This is a genomic window from Neobacillus sp. SuZ13 (assembly GCF_030123365.1).
GTDB lineage: Bacteria > Bacillota > Bacilli > Bacillales > Cytobacillaceae > Neobacillus.
Genome location: NZ_CP126107.1, coordinates 1694474 through 1713645 on the forward strand (window position 1 = coordinate 1694474; position 19172 = coordinate 1713645).

Below are 19172 nucleotides of genomic sequence, written 5' to 3' on the forward strand. Positions count from 1 at the left end.
GATGCATATGTATTATAAAAACACTAGGAGGGATGATTTAATGTCACCAACTCGACAAGATGCATGGTCCCAAGATGAAGACTTGTTGCTTGCTGAGGTTGTGTTACGACACATCCGGGAAGGCGGGACGCAACTGCAAGCATTCGAAGAAGTAGGAAAGCAGCTCACGCGTACCTCAGCAGCCTGTGGCTTTCGTTGGAATTCGTTTGTAAGAAAACAGTATAAATCAGGCATAGAGCTGGCTAAAAAGCAGCGTAAAGAGTTGAAAAAACAGCCAGTGTTGAATGAAATAGAAACCTATGAAGAACCAGTTAAAGTAGAAGCTGTTCCTTCACCAACAGGAAATGAACAAGGAGGCACGATTACATTTACGGCGGTGATCCATTATTTAGAGGGGCTTCAACAAAAAGCACAAGCCTCATCTAACAATGAAGCGGAACGGAAGAAATCGAATGAAAAAATCAAAGAGTTGGAAAAAAAGGCATACTATTTGGCCGCAGAAAACGAAAGATTATCTAAAAATTTAAAAGCAATCGAAGAGGACTATCGATCATTAATTGAAATTATGGAAAGAGCTCGGAAAATGGTAGTTCTTCAAGATGAGGACCGACAACAAAAAGTAAAATTCCAAATGGACAAAAATGGTAATCTTGAAAGAGTAGAAAAGTAGAAAAAGCGGACTCAATGTCCGCTTTTTTTATCGTTTAGAAGATATATTTATTGTATTGTAGATAATTGTAATAGCTCTCTGAATCCAGCTCCAGCGCCCAGCGGCTAGTGTACTTCGCTCTCCGCCCTACGATAAGTCAAGCACGAATGCGCTATCGCTTTTCGTGTTTCCTTTATCTCAGTTGGAGTGCTCCAGTCCATACGCCGCTAAACGGGCGCTTGCGCTTTTTAATGATGTTGTGCCTCTACTCCTGAAGGGTACCAAACCAATGGATTTTCGCCACGGTCACGCTCCATATCGTAATCTACATTCGCAAAGCCCATCTTTTCCCAAAAATCTCTTGATTGTACTCTTGGATTCGTCTTAATCGGGAGACCATAGCTTTTTGCAAATTCGACAAGCGCCATGCCATAACCCTTACCTTGATAATCGGGTAGTACCTCAAGTTTCCATAACTCTAAGTAATCTTGAGGCGGATAGAAATAGCGGTCAAACTTGGCATCAATTTGGTATAAACTCATTCGAGCTACTAATTTGTCTCCAAAATAAATTCCGTAAAAAGGGGAGTCACTATTATTATCAACCATATTTGCTTCAAGATCTTCAAGCATTGATAATTCTTGAATCCCATATTCTTTAAATTTTTTAAATTCTTCTAGTGTTTTAAAATTAACCTTGAGTCTTTCCACTTTTACTGCCATAGTCAACCTCCTAAATATGATTACTCAAAATCTTGTATATATTCTTTTGCTCTTGAATAACATGAAATGAACTAATTTTGGCATTTTTCAAATGAATCCCTTTCATTATATAACAAAAACTCAAAAAATTCTTCTTATAAGTTCGGAAAGCGTTTTCAAAAATTTGCAGGAAATTAAGAGAATCATGTAGAAACATATAAATGGTGGAATAAAAAGGGGACGAAAGGGGAAAAAGTGTGCAAAAAATTTTAATTGCTAATCGAGGAGAAATTGCCCTTCGGATTATTCGAACCTGTCAGGAGATGGGGATTGAAACAATTGCTATTTATTCCGAAGCTGATAAGGATATGCCCTTTGTAAAAGAAGCAACGATGGCTTTCTGTGTGGGGGAACCTCCTGTAAACAAGTCCTATTTACAAGTTGATAAAATTTTAGAAATAGCAAAACGGGAGAAAGTAGATGGAATTCACCCTGGTTACGGCTTTTTATCTGAAAATGCTGCATTTGCTAAACGAGCAATGGAGGAAGGTATTATTTTTATCGGCCCGAACCCGGGAACTATTGAATTAATGGGTGATAAAATTATTTCGCGTCGAACGATGGAAAAGGCGGGGGTCCCGGTCGTTCCCGGCAGTGGCTGCGGTTTAAAAACCAGTGAGGAAGCAATTGCTCTTGCAGATACAATCGGCTACCCTGTGATGCTGAAGGCAAGCAGCGGCGGCGGCGGGATTGGAATGGTATTTTGTGAAGATGAGCAAGCGCTCGATAAGTCTTTTGCTCAGACTAAAGCCAGAGCAATGGCCTATTTTGGCTCAGACGAAGTCTTTATCGAAAAATATATCAAAGATGCAAGACACGTTGAAGTCCAGGTGTTTGGAGACAGCCATGGAAATGTCGTCCACTTGTTTGAAAGAAATTGTTCGATTCAAAGAAGACATCAAAAAGTAATCGAGGAATCTCCGTCACCTAGTTTATCGGACGATTCACGAAACAAGATGTTTGAAACAGCCTTAAAAGCGGCGAGTGCTGTTAATTATACAAATGCAGGGACAATTGAATTTATAGTTGATGAGAACGAAAATTTTTATTTTCTAGAAATGAATACCCGCCTCCAGGTTGAACATCCGGTGACTGAAATGATAACTGGTCTCGATTTAGTGAAATGGCAAATCCTCATCTCTCGTGGTGAACGGTTACCGTTGCTCCAGGATGAAATCACTTTGTCAGGCCACGCCATTGAATTTAGGCTTTATGCTGAAGACCCTGTCCGCTTTTTACCGTCGCCAGGTAAAATCAACACGCTTGATTGGAGTCATTCTGCGGGAGTGAGAATTGATACAGGTTATGATGAAGGTGGAACGGTTACACCGTTCTATGATCCAATGATTGCGAAAATTATTATTCACAATGAAACACGTGAAAAAGCATTAGAAGAAGCGGTTCGCTTCTTTAAAGACCTGAAAATCGAAGGAATTAAAACAAATGCACCACTTTTCCTTAATGTACTAACAGATAATGACTTTCAAAAGGGGAAGTACAACACAAGCTTTTTAACAAAAAATTTAGTGAACTAAGGGGAGAATGAAAATGAAAGAAATAACAGCAAGCATGGCAGGTACAGTTTTAAACATATTCGCGGCAAAAGGGAATCAAGTTCAACTTGGTCAGGAAGTGGTGATGCTTGAATCTATGAAAATGGAAATTCCGATTGAAAGCAATGCAGAAGGTTTGGTATTAGATGTAAAAGTAAACATTGGTGATTTTGTTAATGAAGGCGACGTACTGATCGTCCTAGAATAAAAGTTTTGAGGGGGGAAAATTGTGTCTGTTACCAATACATTGAATGAGCAATTAAATGAGAATCGTAAACTGATTGAAGCTGGCGGGCATCCAAAATATCATCAGAAAGCTAAAGAGCAAAAAAAGTTATTTGTACGTGAGCGACTTTCCTTATTGTTTGATGAGGGAAACTACGAGGAAGATGGTAAATTTGCCAATTTTAAAGCTGGTGATCTGCCTGCAGATGGTGTTGTCACAGCAATTGGGAAAATTAATGGCCAAACGGTTTGTGTTATGGCGAATGATTCAACGATCAAAGCTGGTTCATGGGGAGCAAGAACCGTTGAAAAGATTATTCGCATTCAAGAAGTTGCAGAAAAATTAAAGGTCCCGTTATTCTATCTTGTCGATTCTGCAGGGGCAAGAATAACTGATCAATTAGAGATGTTTCCAAATCGCCGGGGAGCAGGAAGAATCTTCTACAACCAAGTGAAACTTTCCGGGATGATTCCGCAGGTATGCATTTTGTTTGGCCCTTCCGCGGCTGGTGGAGCCTACATTCCTGCCTTTTGTGATATCGTCATAATGGTCGACCAAAACGCATCTATGTATTTGGGGTCACCAAGGATGGCTGAAAAGGTAATTGGCGAAAAAGTAACACTTGAGGAAATGGGCGGTGCAAGAATGCATTGTTCAGTTAGCGGCTGCGGGGATATTCTTGCCTATAGTGAAGAAGAAGCGATTGAATCAGCCAAAAAATATATCAGCTACTTTCCTGCTAGTTTTAAAGATAAACCAAAAATGACTGCTGGTGTAGAAGCAAAACAGGGTCGTGAATTAGAAGCAATTATTCCTGAAAATCAAAATGCACCGTTTGATATGTATGAATGTATTGATAGGCTTGTGGACAATGCAAGTTTTTATGAAATAAAAAAATTGTTTGCCCCTGAATTGATAACGGGGTTTGCGAGAATCGATGGAAGACCAATTGGAATTATTGCTAATCAACCGAAGGTGAAAGGCGGTGTTTTATTTGTAGATTCTGCAGATAAAGCTGCAAAATTCATTCAACTCTGTGATGCCTTTCATATTCCTCTTTTATTTTTGGCAGATGTACCTGGTTTCATGATTGGAACAAAGGTGGAGCGTGCGGGCATTATCCGTCATGGAGCCAAGTTAATTGCAGCGATGAGTTCAGCAACGGTCCCGAAAATTTCTGTCATTGTTAGAAAAGCCTATGGTGCTGGTCTCTATGCTATGGCTGGCCCAGCTTTTGAGCCGGATTGCTGTATCGCTTTACCGACCTCACAAATTGCCGTTATGGGACCGGAAGCAGCAGTAAATGCGGTTTATTCCAATAAGATTAATCAAATCGAAGATCCGAAAGAAAAAATCGCGTTTGTCCAAGAAAAGCATAAGGAATACAAAGAACATATCGACATTTATAAGTTGGCGTCTGAATTAATTGTAGATGAAATTGTCGCACCTTCAGAATTACGAAATGTTCTGATTCAACGCTTTGCCTATTATGAAACCAAGGAATTAAATTTTAGCATGCGTAAACATCCGGTATACCCAGTCTAACTTTTTTGGCCCTATTCGGTGTTTGTCGAATAGGGTTTAATTTTTTCGAATTCTTAGTAACAAACTATCGGCAGCTTCTGATAAAATATGGGTAAAGACGACTAAAAGAGGGGTTACCATGAGGGTTGGAATTATTGGTGCAGGGTCGATTGGCCTGTTATTCGCAGCATATTTTAGTAGAATATTAGATGTTACGGTATACACCAGAACACCAGAACAAGCAAAAGAGATAACTAAATATGGAATTGTGCTGAAGAAAAAAGAAGAACAAACGATATCCAAAATAAAGGCTTTGCCAATAAATGAATGGAAGGGAAATGAGAATCTTACCATCATTTCCGTTAAGCAATATCAACTTCAGCCAATTATTGAAAAAATTAATCAGTTGCCCATTCTTCCTAACAATCTCTTATTTTTACAGAATGGTATGGGCCATTTAAAACAGATTGAAACCATCCCGTTCACTAATATTTTTGTTGGTTCAGTTGAGCACGGTGCGCTGAAAGAAAATTCATATACCGTTTCCCATAATGGTGAAGCTGTGACAAAAGTTGCAGTATTTAAAGGGGACCCAGCACTGTTGTTTAAATGTATCTCTTTTGCACCATTGGAATTTCCACTTGTTTTTAAGGAGGATTATTTTACAATGCTGCTGAGTAAACTAGTTGTCAATGCCGTTATTAATCCATTAACTGCCATCCTCGAGGTGGAAAATGGCAAATTAATAAAAAATGAATACTATTTTCAGGTCCTAAAAAATTTATATTCCGAGGTATCTTCGATTTTAAATCTAGAAAATACAGAAGAACAATTGCAGCAAATTATTACTATTTGTAAAAATACTTCTGCTAACCGTTCCTCCATGCTTAAAGATATAGAAGCGCACAGGATTACAGAAGTGGATGCAATTTTGGGATATATCTTAGAGGAGGCTGAGCATAAAGGTTTGAAAGCTCCACAAGTTGAGAACCTATATTATTTAATTAAAGGAAAAGAAATGATAAAGGAGGATTACGTTTGATTACTTTTCTATCCTATTTCATCTCTATTTTCTTTGCCATCCCATTTTTAGGATTTTTATTTGTTTTTATGGTAATGAAACTTGTGACAAAAAACACGCGAAAGGCAGTTCATATGTCACTAGATTCTACAACATTTTTATTTATTATATCCGTTCATTTTTTAATTGTTACTATATGGGAAAAATCATATTTTTGGTTAATAATATTAATAATGATTTTAATTGCGATGATTTTTGTGTTGGTTCATTGGAAAGTAAAAGAAGAAATTATCTTAAAAAAAGTGATAAAGGGTTTTTGGCGTTTTAATTTTCTCCTTTTTCTTCTTGCATACCTCACCTTAACATTTTATGGATTAATTCATCGAGCATTGATTTTTACTTTTACCAACTGAAATATAAGCCAAAGTTTTTTTCAAATTTGGTTGGTAGTGGTATACTCTTAACAGAATGAATTTGGGTGATCAGAAAGGAAGTACATGAATGGAGATTTTAAATCTCTCTTTACCAGCAACCAATCGGTTTGCTTCGAATTATTTGGAACAATCTCCAGAAATCCAGCCTTTTTTTCATTACCGGTTTAATGATGGAACCGATGATGCCAAACGAGTTGCTGAACTTAGTAACCGATCATTTCCTCGCTTAGAGGTTGCTGAACACATTGAGAGCTTTATGAAGCGGTTTCCATCGTCAGAAGCTGTTATAAAGTCAATCGATAAACTAAAATCAAATAATAGCCTCGTTGTTATTGGGGGACAGCAGGCAGGTATTTTAACCGGCCCGTTATATTCAATACATAAGGTTATCTCTATTATTAAATTGGCGGAGCAAAAAGAGGCACAGCTAGGCGTGCCGGTGATTCCTGTTTTTTGGATTGCTGGAGAAGACCATGATTTCCATGAAGTTAATCATGTGTTTGTACCAGCGAACCAAAAGGCTGATAAATGGACATACCCTGCAAGAATGCTTCAAAAGAAGATGGTCTCTGATATTCAGCTAAACAAAGAAGACTGTCTTACTTGGGTACACAATTTAATTGAAAACTTCGGTGAGACAGAACATACGAATACATTATTAAAATTCGCTGAAGAACAAATATCGAAATCAACCACCTTCGTCGATTTCTTTGCCAACATTATAATGGAATTGTTTAAGGATTACGGGTTATTAATTGTTGATTCTGGAAACAAAGAGTTTCGAATGCTGCAGAAAGAATTTTTTAAAAAGCAAATCCTACACCATGAAGCGATTACAAACAAATTATTGGAACAACAAAGGCGAATTGGCGAAAAAGGTTTTCCGATAACAATTGATGCAAGTGAAAGGAATGCGAACCTTTTCTTTTATGACCAGAAAATGCATGACCGGAATTTACTTGAATATGATCGCGATAATGATTGTTTTGTGGGGAAGAATGGGGCTTTATCATTTTCAAGAGAACAACTAGTGGAGTATGCAGAGGAGAATCCAGCTTCTTTAAGCAATAATGTGGTGACTCGGCCATTAATGCAGGAATGGCTCTTCCCATCCATTGCTTTCATTGCGGGACCGGGAGAAATTTCTTACTGGGCAGAACTAAAACTAGTCTTTGAGCATTTTCATATTAAGATGCCTCCTATTGTTCCTCGTTTGAACATTACGATCTTTGATCGATCTGTTGAAACAGATGTTACTGATTTACATTTAAACTTAACCGATATATTAAGCAATGGAATGGAAAAAGAGAGAAATCAATTTCTAGAAAAAATAAAAGATAAAGAAGTGGTTTCGCTATTTTCGTTAGCGAAAGAACAATTAGTAAATCAGTACCGATTAATAGAAGATAAGACAGTTGAGTTGGACCGCGGTTTATTACCTTTGTTAAAGAAAAACGAAGGTTACTTACTTAAAGAAATCGAGTTTATGGAAACCAAATTATATGAGGCAGGAAAGCTGAAACACGATAATATCCTTAAAAAATATGACCGTGTGGAACTGTCATTAAGGCCGGATGGCTTTCCCCAAGAAAGGGTTTGGAATATATTTTATTACCTAAATCAATATGGGTTGAATTTTATTCATGACTTAATGTCAGGTACATTTGAATTTGATGGCCGGCATAAGGTAATGAAAATGTAGAAAACTTCACAGCTGTGAAGTTTCAGACTGTCGACAAATCCGATGGATTTGTCGACAGTCTTTTTTGTTTTGGCTAATTAAACTAGTCTGTTGATTTCCGTTTCAGGCGGCTTCGCTTTCCGCGGGCGGTTCGGGGAGCCTCCTCGCCGCTTTCAGCGCCTGCGGGGTCTCCCCTGTCCCGTACTCCCGCAGGAGTCTTCGCCGCCTGGAACGAAGGTCAACAGGTGTATTCAATAAAGTTCTGCAATACAATAAAGAATAAAAATATGTGGTGAATTCAATGTTTAAGCCAAATATGTCTAGTCAAAGCTGGAATCGCTAACATCGTATTAAAGATAGAATTTTCTTTCAGAATACTAGTGAAATGGTTCTCCTTATTGCATCTCCCAAAAATAATAAAGATTGCAACCCATTTAGCAAGAGTATATAAAGAGTGTGGGAAATGATTAGGTTGATTTACCTCTCTGTTGATTGAAGCGAGTGACCGGATCGGAAATCAACAGGCCAGTTTGCATAGACACTCCTGAGAACCTTTCTCGATAATCTGAACTTCACAGCTGTGAAGTTTTTTTTTTTTTTGAGAAATTTCTGGATAAAAAAGGATTTCAGGGTTTTAAGAAGAATAGTTTAAAAATGGGTGGTGGAAAGTGGGGGAATGTGGTACATTTTTAATAGAAAGTGGGGGTCGAGGGTATGTTCATGGGTGAATACCATCACAGCATTGATAATAAAGGCCGACTGATCGTGCCCTCCAAATTCCGTGATGAGCTTGGTGACATGTTTATCATTACACGTGGATTGGATCAATGTTTGTTTGGTTACCCGTTATCAGAGTGGGGGCTGATTGAAGAGAAATTAAAAGGCTTACCTCTGACAAAAAAAGATGCCCGGGCTTTTACTAGATTCTTCTTTTCAGGAGCAACAGAGAGTGAACTTGATAAACAAGGAAGAATTAATATCCCTGCACCACTTTTGCAATATGCAAAGTTGGAAAAAGAATGTGTAATTTTAGGTGTTTCCAATCGAATTGAAATTTGGAGCAAGCAGATTTGGGAAGACTATTTTACCGAGTCAGAAGAATCTTTTGCAGAAATTGCAGAAAATATGATTGGCTTTGATATATAATGGATAAATTATGTTAATATATTTTCTGTTATATATCGTTCGATTGGAAAAGGTGGTTACTACATGTTTGAACATACAACTGTATTGTTAAAAGAAGCTGTTGATGGCTTAAATATTAAGCCTGATGGAATTTATGTTGATTGTACTTTGGGTGGCGCGGGGCATAGTTCACTTATTCTTTCAAAACTTGGAGCCCAAGGTAAACTATTTGCATTTGACCAAGATGAAACAGCAATTGCACACGCAAAAGAGAAGTTAGCTGAATATGGGGATCGTTTAGAAATTATTAAAAGCAATTTCTTATACTTGAAAGAAGAACTTGAAAATCGAGGAATTGTTAAAGTGGATGGAGTTCTTTACGACCTAGGAGTTTCCTCTCCGCAATTGGATACTCCCGAAAGAGGTTTTAGCTATCACCATGATGCACCACTTGATATGAGAATGGATAATGAAGCCGATATTTCTGCCTACGACGTGGTTAATCATTGGGCCTATGAAGACTTGGTTCGCATCTTTTTTCGCTATGGGGAGGAGAAATTCTCTAAACAAATAGCTCGAAAAATAGAAGCAGCAAGGATGGTAAAGCCGATTGAAACCACGGCAGAATTAGTAGAGTTGATTAAGGATGCGATTCCAGCCCCTGCCAGAAGGAAAGGTGGACATCCGGCGAAGCGAGTTTTTCAAGCAATCAGAATTGCCGTGAATGATGAATTAGCGGTGTTCGAACAGTCAATAAATCAAGCGATTGACTTGCTAAACCCTGAGGGAAGAATAAGCGTTATTACCTTCCACTCACTTGAGGACAGGATTTGTAAGGCAGCCTTTAAGAAGGCAAGTGAGACTCCTAATTTACCCCCAGGTTTACCAATCATTCCAGATGAATTTAAACCAATATTAAAGTTAATTTCACGGAAGCCGATCCTTCCATCTGATGAAGAATTAGAGCAAAATAATCGCGCTAGATCTGCTAAATTAAGAGTTGCCGAAAAGCTGTGAGAAAAAATCCAGAAATTCAAACCTAGATTTAAAAATAGATAATAAGCTGGAGGGGAAAAGTTTGAGTAATCTTGCCAGGAAGAAATTAGAACAGCAACACACGGAGCAGGAAGTCCAACAAAAGAGACAAGTCATTATTAAAAAATCCTGGCTCACTCCAGGGGAAAAAATTATTGGAATAGCTTTTGCCGGATTTGTATGTTTTGGTGCGGTCCATATTATTTCAAATCAAGCCAAAATTTATGATGTTAACAAAGATATACAAATTATGGAAGCAAAAGTGTCGGAACAACAGAAAGTAAATAGTGATTTGCAGGTTCAAGTAAGTGAATTGAGTGCGTACGATCGAATTTATAAGAAGGCCAAGGAAATGGGTCTTATAAAAAACGAAAATAACGTCAAGGTAGTGCATTAGAAATGAACAAGAAACAGCCCTATATGAATGCAGGAGCAACCCTTTTATTTGGATTTTTTGGTTTGCTCTTTTTTGTTTTACTCTTCAGATATTTTTCAATTCAAATCACTGGTGAGGTTGATGGACAGCCTCTTGCTGCAAAGGCGCAAGAAAAATACAGCAGGGAAGGGAATTTGGCTGCTTTAAGGGGCGATATCTTAGACCGGAATGGCGAAGTAATTGCTGAAGATACCAATGCCTATACGTTAATTGCTATATTAGATAAAAAGATGACAACTAATTCCAAAAAGCCTCAGCACGTAAAAGATCCAGAGAAAACGGCAAAAGAATTAGCTAAATATCTAGAGATGGACGAATTAGAGATTTATAGTATCTTATCAAAAGGAATAAAAAATCATAAATTTCAGGTTGAATTCGGCAAAGAAGGCAGAGATATTACCCACGAAACAAAGAGTAAGATTGAGAAACTTAAACTTCCCGGCATTACATTTATCCGTGATTCCAAACGCTTCTATCCTAATGGTGTATTTGCTTCCCACTTAGTGGGTTATGCTGACCGGATTGAGCAAAAGGACAAAAGTATTAAGTCAGTGGGTAAAATGGGCATTGAGAAAAGTTTAAATGATGAATTAACGGGGACAAATGGGAAGGTTAATTTTGAAAGTGATTTGTGGGGGTATATCCTTCCTGATGGAAAAGAAAAAATTACACCTGCCCAAAATGGGAATGATGTTTATTTAACCATTGACCAAAAAATTCAAACCTTTTTAGAAGATGCAATGAACAAAGCAGCAAAGGAATATAACCCGGAAAAAATCATTGCGATTGTTGCGGACCCGAAAACTGGTGAAATATTAGCAATGGGACAACGTCCTTCTTTTGATCCAAAAACAAAAGAAGGAATTGAAGACGGCTGGCATAATGAAGCGATTGAAACTTCATTTGAACCTGGTTCAACCATGAAAATTTTTACGCTTGCAGCAGCTGTCCAGGAAAAGGTGTTCAATCCAAACGAAACCTATCAATCTGGTTCATATCAAGTAACGAAAAGGGATAAAGCAATTCATGATCATAATTACTCTGGATGGGGTCAGATCACCTATCTAGAAGGTGTACAGCGTTCATCAAACGTTGCTTTTGCAAAAATAGCAAAAGAGAAGCTTGGTTTTGAAAAGTACCGAGAATATTTAACAAAGTTTGGCTTTGATAAGCCCACAGGAATTGACCTTCCCAACGAAACATCAGGGAAAATTCAATTTACCTATCCGATTGAAAAAATTACTACTGCTTACGGGCAGGGAACAGCAATAACACCTATACAGCAAATTCAAGCGGCAACAGCCATTGCAAATGGTGGGAAAATGATAAAACCGCATGTGGTTAAAAAAATTGTCAATCATGATACAGGTGAGGTCATTAAATCATCATCCTCTCAAGTTGTTTCAACACCAATCACAAAAGAAACGGCCAAAGAGGTTCGAGATATCCTTGAAACTGTTGTTACCTCACCAAAGGGTACTGGCGGCCGTTATAAAATTGATGGATACAGTGTTGCTGGAAAGACGGGAACAGCTAATATCCCTGGACCGAATGGCGGGTATTTACAAGGTGCTAATAACTATATGTTCTCATTTTTAGGGATGGCACCAAAGGATGATCCGGAATTAATAGTTTATGTTGCGGTTCAACAGCCTAAATTAGAAGGGCTTGAAACTGGTCAAGGTGCTATTCCTGTTTCGGCAATTTTTAACCCAGTCATGAAAAACAGCCTTCATTACTTAAACATTAAGCCTTCTCAACTTGAGGAGGCAAAAATGGATAAACTAGAAGATTTTAAGGGCAAATCGGTTGTTGAAACCGTAGCTGCTCTAAAAGGAAAAGGTATTGAACCTGTCGTAATTGGAAAAGGATCAAAAGTTATTAGGCATCTGCCAGAGTCTGGGACAACAGTTTTACAGGGTGAGAAAGTAATCATACAAACGAATGGTGAAATTATTGCCCCTGATATGACAGGTTGGTCACTTAGAGATGTAATGAAAGTAGCGAATATTGCTGGATTAAAGTTAAATTCAAAGGGCAAAGGGTTTGTAACCCAGCAGAATATAAAACCGAAAACACATGTTCAAAAAGGAGATTTTTTAATCGTAGACTTAAAGACTCCTGAAGAACAGTGGAATCAGGAAAATAATGAAAAAACAAATGCCCAGGAAGAAAATACTGAAGAACCAGTCCAGGATTAATAGAAGATCCCGCTGTCTTAGCGGGATTTTTCCTATCTAATCACCCTAACCAGCGTTCTAAGGGAAAAAGTACAAGCATATAAATGAACGATAGAAAAAGGAGGGTCGTTCAAACTATGCGTGTTTCAAATGTTACTGTTCGTAAACGATTAATGATTGCACTATTCCTTGGTATTCTCACCTTCTTAATTATTGATGTCCGGCTAGGATATGTTCAATTTGTCCTTGGTGATTGGTTAACAGCAGGTGCTAAAGACTCTTGGAGCCGTAATATTCCCTTTGAACCTGAACGAGGAGAAATTGTTGACAGGAATGGCGTACCGCTGGCAACAAATATTAGTACTCCAACCGTCTGGGTTGTTCCAAGACAAATTAAAGACCCGGCAACAACAGCGGAAAAGCTTGCTTCCGTTTTAAATATGTCAAAAGAAAAGGCTTATAGGGATATTACCCTGAGAGAAAGGATTGTTCGAATCAAGGAAGGCAGAAAAATTTCACATGAAAAGGCTAAGGAAATCAGGTCATTAGGACTTGAAGGTGTCTATATTGGTGAAGATTCTAAGCGGCATTATCCAATGGGGAGCTATCTATCACATGTTCTTGGGTTTGCAGGAGTGGACAACCAGGGATTGATGGGCTTAGAACAATATTATGATAAAGAGCTAAGTGGTGAACGGGGCTCAGTTAAATTTTATGCAAATGCTAAAGGGGAAAGAATGAACGATATGGCAGATGATTATGAGAAGCCGACAAATGGTCTCGCATTGAAGCTGACAATCGATTCAAAAATCCAAACAATAGTGGAAAGAGAGTTGGATATCGCAGACGCAAAATATAACCCGGACGGGATTGTTGCAATTGCAATGAACCCAAACAATGGAGAGATATTAGCCATGTCGAGCAGACCGACCTTTGATCCAGCTAATTTTCAAAATGTACCACAAGAGGTTTATAACCGCAATCTCCCTGTATGGTCAACGTACGAACCAGGATCTACTTTTAAAATTATTACCCTGGCAGCAGCCTTGAATGAAGGAAAAGTGAATTTAGAAAAGGAACATTTCCATGATTCAGGGTCGGTTCAGGTAGCGGGAGCTAGATTAAAGTGCTGGAAACGAGGCGGTCACGGCGATCAGTCCTTTTTAGAAGTTGTGCAAAATTCCTGCAACCCTGGGTTTGTCGAATTAGGACAAAGACTTGGGAAAGAAAAATTGTTTAAATATGTGAAGGATTTTGGTTTTGGTCAGAAGACCGGTATTGATTTACAAGGCGAAGGAACGGGGATTTTATTCAATTTAGATCGTGTAGGGCCTGTTGAACAAGCAACGACAGCCTTTGGACAAGGGGTATCAGTTACACCTATCCAGCAGGTTACGGCTGTATCAGCAGCCATTAATGGCGGGATATTATATAAGCCGTATATTGCAAAAGAGCTCGTAGATCCAATTACCAACGAAGTCGTAATGAGAAATTCCCCAGTTGAAAAACGCCGGGTAATTACGGAAGAAACTTCAAAAGAAATCCGCCATGCTCTTGAGAGTGTAGTTGCCCAAGGGTCCGGTGGAAGGGCATTTGTTGATGGTTACCGAGTAGGTGGAAAAACTGGAACAGCCCAAAAAGCGAAAAACGGAAGATATTTAGAAAATAATTTTATCGTTTCCTTTGTTGGATTTGCTCCTGCAGATGATCCACAAATTGTTGTCTATGTGGCAGTCGATAATCCAAAAGGAGTAACAGCCTTCGGTGGAACAGTCAGTGCTCCAATTGTTGGTAATATAATGAAGGATAGTTTGAGCCAGATGGGGATTAAACCTCGAAAGGGTCAAATTGAAAAGGAACTGAAATGGCCAGATACACCGTTAATAAAATTACCTGATTTCACAGGATTAACAAAAATGGAGCTAATGGATCAACTGATAAATCTAAAAATTGATGCTAGTGGTGAGGGTGATGTAGTCGTAAGGCAATCTCCCGAAGCAGGCGCCAAGGTTAAAGAAGGGTCAAAAATTAGGCTTTATTTTGGTAAAGAAGATTAATGCAACTAAAAGTTCATGTAAGAAGAGGCGGTCGGAATGATTTCCGCCGCCTAATTTTTTCATTAAGCTTTGATTACTAAATAGCAAAATAAAATGTTTTAATGTAAAATAAGATGGAACTTTCTTAAGAGGAATTTCCAAAGGTGAAAATTAGTCATATGTATGTACGGTTATGAGAGGATTTGAGAGAAATGAAGCTACAAAAGCTGCTTAAGAATTTGCATCTTCTAGTTCCTTATCTAGGTGAGGATCCAGAGATAACTTCGATTGAGAACGATAATCGGAAGGTGCAAAACGGGAGCTTATTTATTTGTATTAAGGGATACACAGTAGACGGTCATGATTTTGCTGAATCTGCTGTGAAAAGCGGGGCAGCAGCCGTATTAGCTGAGCGTCCGTTATCACTAGATGTACCTGTCATTCTTGTTAAAGATACAACGAGAGCAATGGCAGTGCTAGCTGATGCTTTTTATGAGCAGCCAACGAAAAACCTGCACTTGATCGGAATTACCGGAACAAACGGAAAAACAACCACCAGCCATTTAATTGAGAAAATATTCGCCGATGCCAATCAAAAAACAGGTCTAATTGGCACGATGTATACTAAAATAGCTGACAAGACGATTGAAACTAAAAACACAACCCCGGAAAGTTTAACACTTCAAAAAACCTTTAGACAAATGGTTGAAGCAGGTGTTGATATAGCAGTAATGGAGGTTTCCTCGCATGCGTTAGATCTTGGCAGGGTACATGGCTGCGATTATGATGTGGCTGTGTTTACAAACCTTACGCAGGACCATTTGGATTATCATAAAACAATGGAAGAATATAAGCGTGCAAAGAGTTTATTATTTGCCCAGCTTGGTAATACATTTGATCACCAAAAACCTAAATTTGCCATATTAAATGCTGACGACCCAGCTTCTGATATGTATCGCAGGTCGACTGCTGCACATGTTATTACATATGGAATCGACAATAAAGCTGATCTTCAAGCGAAGAACATCCAAATGACTTCTTCAGGTACCCAGTTTGAGCTTGTTGTCCAATCGGAAAAATATCCAATTAAGATGCAATTAATTGGTAAATTCAGTGTTTATAATGTTTTAGCAAGTATTGCGGCTTCCGTTGTGTCCGGCATTGATATTAAGGCAGTTATTCAGTCGATTGAAAGTGTAAAAGGCGTATCAGGTAGATTTGAGCTTGTAAATGCAGGACAGGAATTTACGGTTATTGTTGATTATGCCCACACACCTGACAGTCTTGAAAATGTATTAAAAACGGTTCAGCATTTTGCAAAGAAGAAGGTTTTCGTTATTGTTGGCTGTGGTGGTGACCGTGATCGGACGAAGAGACCGTTGATGGCTCAAATAGCATGTCAGTTGGCCTCCGACCCAATCCTAACCTCGGATAACCCAAGAAGTGAGGACCCGATAGCAATATTAAAGGACATGGAAGCAGGAGTGCAAGGTTCAGCATACCGAATGATCCCTGACCGCAAAGAAGCAATCCAAACTGCTGTTCGAGAGGCATCAGCAGGTGATGTGATTTTAATCGCAGGTAAAGGCCATGAAACCTATCAAATTATTGGCAATGTAGTTCACGATTTTGACGATCGGTTAGTTGCTAGGGAAGCGATTGAGGGGAGATAGCTATGTACTTAGCTTTAAAAGACTTGACAAGTCTATTTGAGAATAGTCGTGGAGTCAAAGATAACCTGCTATTTTTTACAGTTTGCGACCATGCTCACACAGCACAGCCAAAAGGATTATTTGTATCATTAACTAAAAACGCAGGGGAACTTTCTGAGGCAATTTCTAACGGAGCAATAGCCGCGATTTGGGAGGAAGGAAACGAAGTTCCAAGCTATACACCGAACCATTTTCCAATATTCTATACACCAGACCAGGCAGAGGCGATTGTAACTATCCTAAATCGTTATATTGAAAAATTAAATGGAGAAACAGATGAAATTATGGAAATAACTAACTTTAAAATTACAAATAAAAAACTTCTTAATAAAAATAAAGAAACATATGATATAGCTGAGATGTTAAATGAAATTACTAGCAAATACGACGCTGAAAGGAGGGAATAAAATGCTCGAGCAAGTTATTTTCTTCACAATAATTATGGGATTTCTTATCTCAGTATTGCTTTCTCCAGTTTTTATTCCCTTCTTAAGAAGGTTGAAATTTGGACAAAGCATTCGTGAGGAGGGGCCAAAATCCCATCAAATAAAATCAGGCACACCCACCATGGGTGGTGTAATGATTTTGTTTTCGATTGTTATTACGACACTTGTAATGACAGGTAAGTTTTCTGAACCGACGGTTAAAACTTATTTGCTGCTTCTTGTTACACTTGGTTTTGGATTGCTGGGGTTTTTAGATGATTTTATCAAAGTTGCTCTTAAAAGGAATTTAGGATTAACTTCTAAACAAAAACTGGCAGGACAAATCATTATTTCAGTAATTTTTTATCTTATTTATAAACAACAAGGTTTTTCTACCGAAATAAGCATTCCCTTTACGGATTCCACATTTGATTTAGGATGGTTTTTCATTTTCTTCATCATATTCTGGTTAGTTGGGTTTTCCAATGCTGTTAATTTAACAGATGGACTGGATGGCTTGGTGTCAGGCACCGCAGCTATTGCATTTGGTGCACTTGCTGTCCTTGCGTGGAATCAATCTCAGATGGAAATTGCTATATTTTCTGTGGCGGTGGTAGGCGCTGTACTAGGATTCTTGGTATTTAATGCCCATCCTGCTAAGGTTTTTATGGGAGATACAGGTTCACTTGCACTTGGTGGTGCAATTGCAACGATTGCTATTCTTACCAAGCTTGAAATTTTACTTATTATCATTGGTGGAGTATTTGTTATTGAAACGTTATCGGTTATTTTACAGGTTATTTCCTTCAAAACGACGGGTAAACGGATTTTCCGTATGAGCCCATTACATCATCATTATGAATTAGTTGGCTGGTCGGAATGGCGGGTGGTTGTCACTTTTTGGAGTGTAGGATTAATTCTTGCGATATTAGGAATCTATATTGAGGTGTGGTTATAATTGAAACAGAATAACTCTTTCAGTCATAAAAAAATTCTTGTCCTAGGTTTGGCGAAAAGCGGGGTAACAGCTGCCGCCCTATTACATAAGCTTGGTGCATTTGTAACTGTTAATGACAAAAAGCCATTTTCGGAAAATCCAGAGGCTCAGGGATTACTAGAGCTAGGAATTAAAGTAATTTGTGGTGATCACCCAATTGAGCTGCTTGATGAAGGATTCGAGTTAATTGTCAAGAATCCTGGTATTCCATATAACAACCCAATGATTTCAGGTGCTATAGAAAAAGGGATCCCTGTAATTACTGAGGTCGAACTTGCTTATGAAATATCTGAAGCCCCGTTTATTGGGATCACAGGGACAAATGGGAAAACAACAACGACAACTTTGGTTTATGAAATGCTAAATGAGGGTCAGAAACACCCGTTAATCGCAGGGAATATCGGTACCGTTGCATCAGGGGTAGCCGAGGAGGCAACGGCAGAGAATACAATTGTCATTGAATTATCTTCTTTTCAGTTAATGGGAATTGACACGTTTAAACCTAAGATCGCCATACTTACAAACCTTTATGATGCCCATTTAGATTATCATGGGACAAAAAAGGAATATATTGCTGCAAAGGCAAACATTACAAAAAATCAAACTGAAGTTGACTATCTTATTGTTAATGCGGATCAAGAAGAAACATTAGAAGTTGCACGTCACTCTAAGGCCAAAATTATTCCTTTTTCGACAAAGAAGAAGCTGACTGAAGGTGCATATCTATCTAATGGCTGGATTATGTTTAATAATGATAAAGTAATGGAAATTGAGAACATAGCTTTGCCGGGCAATCACAACCTTGAAAATATCTTATCTGCTATGGCTGCAGCAAAGCTTTCAGGTGTAGAAAATAGCGCCATCCAGCAGGTTCTCCGAACGTTTACTGGTGTCAGGCACCGTCTGCAATACGTAAGAGAAGTGAACGGAAGAAAGTTTTACAATGATTCGAAAGCAACGAACATTTTAGCGACGGTTAATGCCTTGGCTGCTTTTGAAGCCCCGGTAATTCTCCTTGCAGGTGGTTTGGATCGCGGAAATGAATTTGATGAACTACTTCCTTATTTAAAAAATGTAAAAGCAATGATAACCTTTGGGCAAACTGCACCTAAAATGGAACGCATTGGGAAGGAAGCGGGAATAAAACAGATTAACCGTGTCGATAATGTTGACAAGGCTGTGCCTGAGGCTTATCGATACTCTGAATCAGGTGACGTGATATTATTATCTCCAGCATGTGCCAGCTGGGACCAATATAAAACTTTTGAGGTCAGGGGAGACATTTTTATCGATGCGGTGCATAAGCTTAAGTAAGGGCTTGTCCATTGGGCGCTAGAGCTAGACGTTCATCTAAGTTCAGCTTAAAACTATAACTAC

Annotated in this window: 17 protein-coding genes; 16 read left to right on the top strand and 1 reads right to left on the bottom strand. The window is 38.5% G+C overall.

The genetic code is table 11. The features are described from left to right. Window positions 1–40 precede the first annotated feature (40 nt). Complete coding sequence (locus QNH17_RS08255; RefSeq protein WP_283878236.1) at window positions 41–670, top strand: RsfA family transcriptional regulator; 630 nt, start codon at window positions 41–43, stop codon at window positions 668–670. Between the two features lie 227 nt (window positions 671–897). Here QNH17_RS08255 and QNH17_RS08260 read toward each other — a convergent pair whose 3' ends face one another. Then, entirely contained in the window at window positions 898–1371 is a 474-nt protein-coding gene (locus QNH17_RS08260; RefSeq protein ID WP_283878237.1) for an N-acetyltransferase, read from the bottom strand. A 236-nt stretch (window positions 1372–1607) separates the two neighbouring features. Between QNH17_RS08260 and QNH17_RS08265 the strand changes: the two genes are divergently transcribed. The 15 genes from QNH17_RS08265 to murD all read left to right on the top strand — a co-directional run bounded on the left by QNH17_RS08265 (window position 1608) and on the right by murD (window position 19109). Beyond that, window positions 1608–2945 carry an acetyl-CoA carboxylase biotin carboxylase subunit gene (locus QNH17_RS08265; RefSeq protein ID WP_283878238.1) on the top strand — a complete coding sequence of 446 codons (1338 nt, stop codon included), beginning with the start codon at window positions 1608–1610 and terminating at the stop codon, window positions 2943–2945. A gap of 13 nt (window positions 2946–2958) precedes the next feature. After that, on the top strand, window positions 2959–3171 hold the full coding sequence (locus tag QNH17_RS08270; RefSeq protein ID WP_144548865.1) for a biotin/lipoyl-containing protein: 213 nt from the start codon (window positions 2959–2961) through the stop codon (window positions 3169–3171). 21 nt (window positions 3172–3192) lie between these two features. Further along, window positions 3193–4734: an acyl-CoA carboxylase subunit beta gene (locus QNH17_RS08275; protein WP_283878239.1), complete on the top strand. Its 1542-nt coding sequence runs from the start codon at window positions 3193–3195 to the stop codon at window positions 4732–4734. Window positions 4735–4852: 118 nt separating this feature from the next. Then, a complete protein-coding gene (locus tag QNH17_RS08280) occupies window positions 4853–5755 on the top strand; it encodes a 2-dehydropantoate 2-reductase (RefSeq protein ID WP_283878240.1) in 903 nt (300 codons plus the stop codon). Further along, window positions 5752–6147 (top strand): DUF3397 family protein, encoded by a 396-nt coding sequence (locus QNH17_RS08285; protein WP_026566364.1) that lies wholly within the window; start codon window positions 5752–5754, stop codon window positions 6145–6147. The genes QNH17_RS08280 and QNH17_RS08285 overlap by 4 nt, the downstream gene beginning before the upstream one ends. An 88-nt stretch (window positions 6148–6235) precedes the next feature. After that, on the top strand, window positions 6236–7870 hold the full coding sequence (gene bshC, locus QNH17_RS08290; protein WP_283878241.1) for a bacillithiol biosynthesis cysteine-adding enzyme BshC: 1635 nt from the start codon (window positions 6236–6238) through the stop codon (window positions 7868–7870). A gap of 693 nt (window positions 7871–8563) precedes the next feature. Beyond that, the gene (gene mraZ, locus QNH17_RS08295; RefSeq protein WP_144548875.1) at window positions 8564–8995 is read left to right on the top strand and encodes a division/cell wall cluster transcriptional repressor MraZ; all 432 of its coding nucleotides are present in this window, start codon (window positions 8564–8566) and stop codon (window positions 8993–8995) included. 63 nt (window positions 8996–9058) lie between these two features. Further along, window positions 9059–9991, top strand: a complete 933-nt coding sequence (gene rsmH / locus QNH17_RS08300; protein WP_283878242.1) for a 16S rRNA (cytosine(1402)-N(4))-methyltransferase RsmH — start codon at window positions 9059–9061, stop codon at window positions 9989–9991. Window positions 9992–10052: 61 nt separating this feature from the next. After that, window positions 10053–10406: a cell division protein FtsL gene (gene ftsL, locus QNH17_RS08305; RefSeq protein ID WP_283878243.1), complete on the top strand. Its 354-nt coding sequence runs from the start codon at window positions 10053–10055 to the stop codon at window positions 10404–10406. A 2-nt stretch (window positions 10407–10408) separates the two neighbouring features. Further along, complete coding sequence (locus QNH17_RS08310) at window positions 10409–12646, top strand: penicillin-binding protein (protein WP_283878244.1); 2238 nt, start codon at window positions 10409–10411, stop codon at window positions 12644–12646. A gap of 116 nt (window positions 12647–12762) precedes the next feature. After that, window positions 12763–14682 (top strand): stage V sporulation protein D, encoded by a 1920-nt coding sequence (locus tag QNH17_RS08315; RefSeq protein ID WP_283878245.1) that lies wholly within the window; start codon window positions 12763–12765, stop codon window positions 14680–14682. A gap of 191 nt (window positions 14683–14873) precedes the next feature. Next, window positions 14874–16334, top strand: coding sequence for a UDP-N-acetylmuramoyl-L-alanyl-D-glutamate--2,6-diaminopimelate ligase (locus QNH17_RS08320; protein WP_283878246.1), 1461 nt, complete (start codon window positions 14874–14876; stop codon window positions 16332–16334). Between the two features lie 2 nt (window positions 16335–16336). Continuing rightward, the gene (locus QNH17_RS08325) at window positions 16337–16780 is read left to right on the top strand and encodes a hypothetical protein (RefSeq protein ID WP_283878247.1); all 444 of its coding nucleotides are present in this window, start codon (window positions 16337–16339) and stop codon (window positions 16778–16780) included. 1 nt (window position 16781) lies between these two features. Continuing rightward, the gene (gene mraY, locus QNH17_RS08330; protein ID WP_283878248.1) at window positions 16782–17756 is read left to right on the top strand and encodes a phospho-N-acetylmuramoyl-pentapeptide-transferase; all 975 of its coding nucleotides are present in this window, start codon (window positions 16782–16784) and stop codon (window positions 17754–17756) included. Next, window positions 17757–19109, top strand: a complete 1353-nt coding sequence (gene murD, locus QNH17_RS08335) for a UDP-N-acetylmuramoyl-L-alanine--D-glutamate ligase (protein WP_283878249.1) — start codon at window positions 17757–17759, stop codon at window positions 19107–19109. It begins immediately after the preceding gene. Window positions 19110–19172 lie beyond the last annotated feature (63 nt).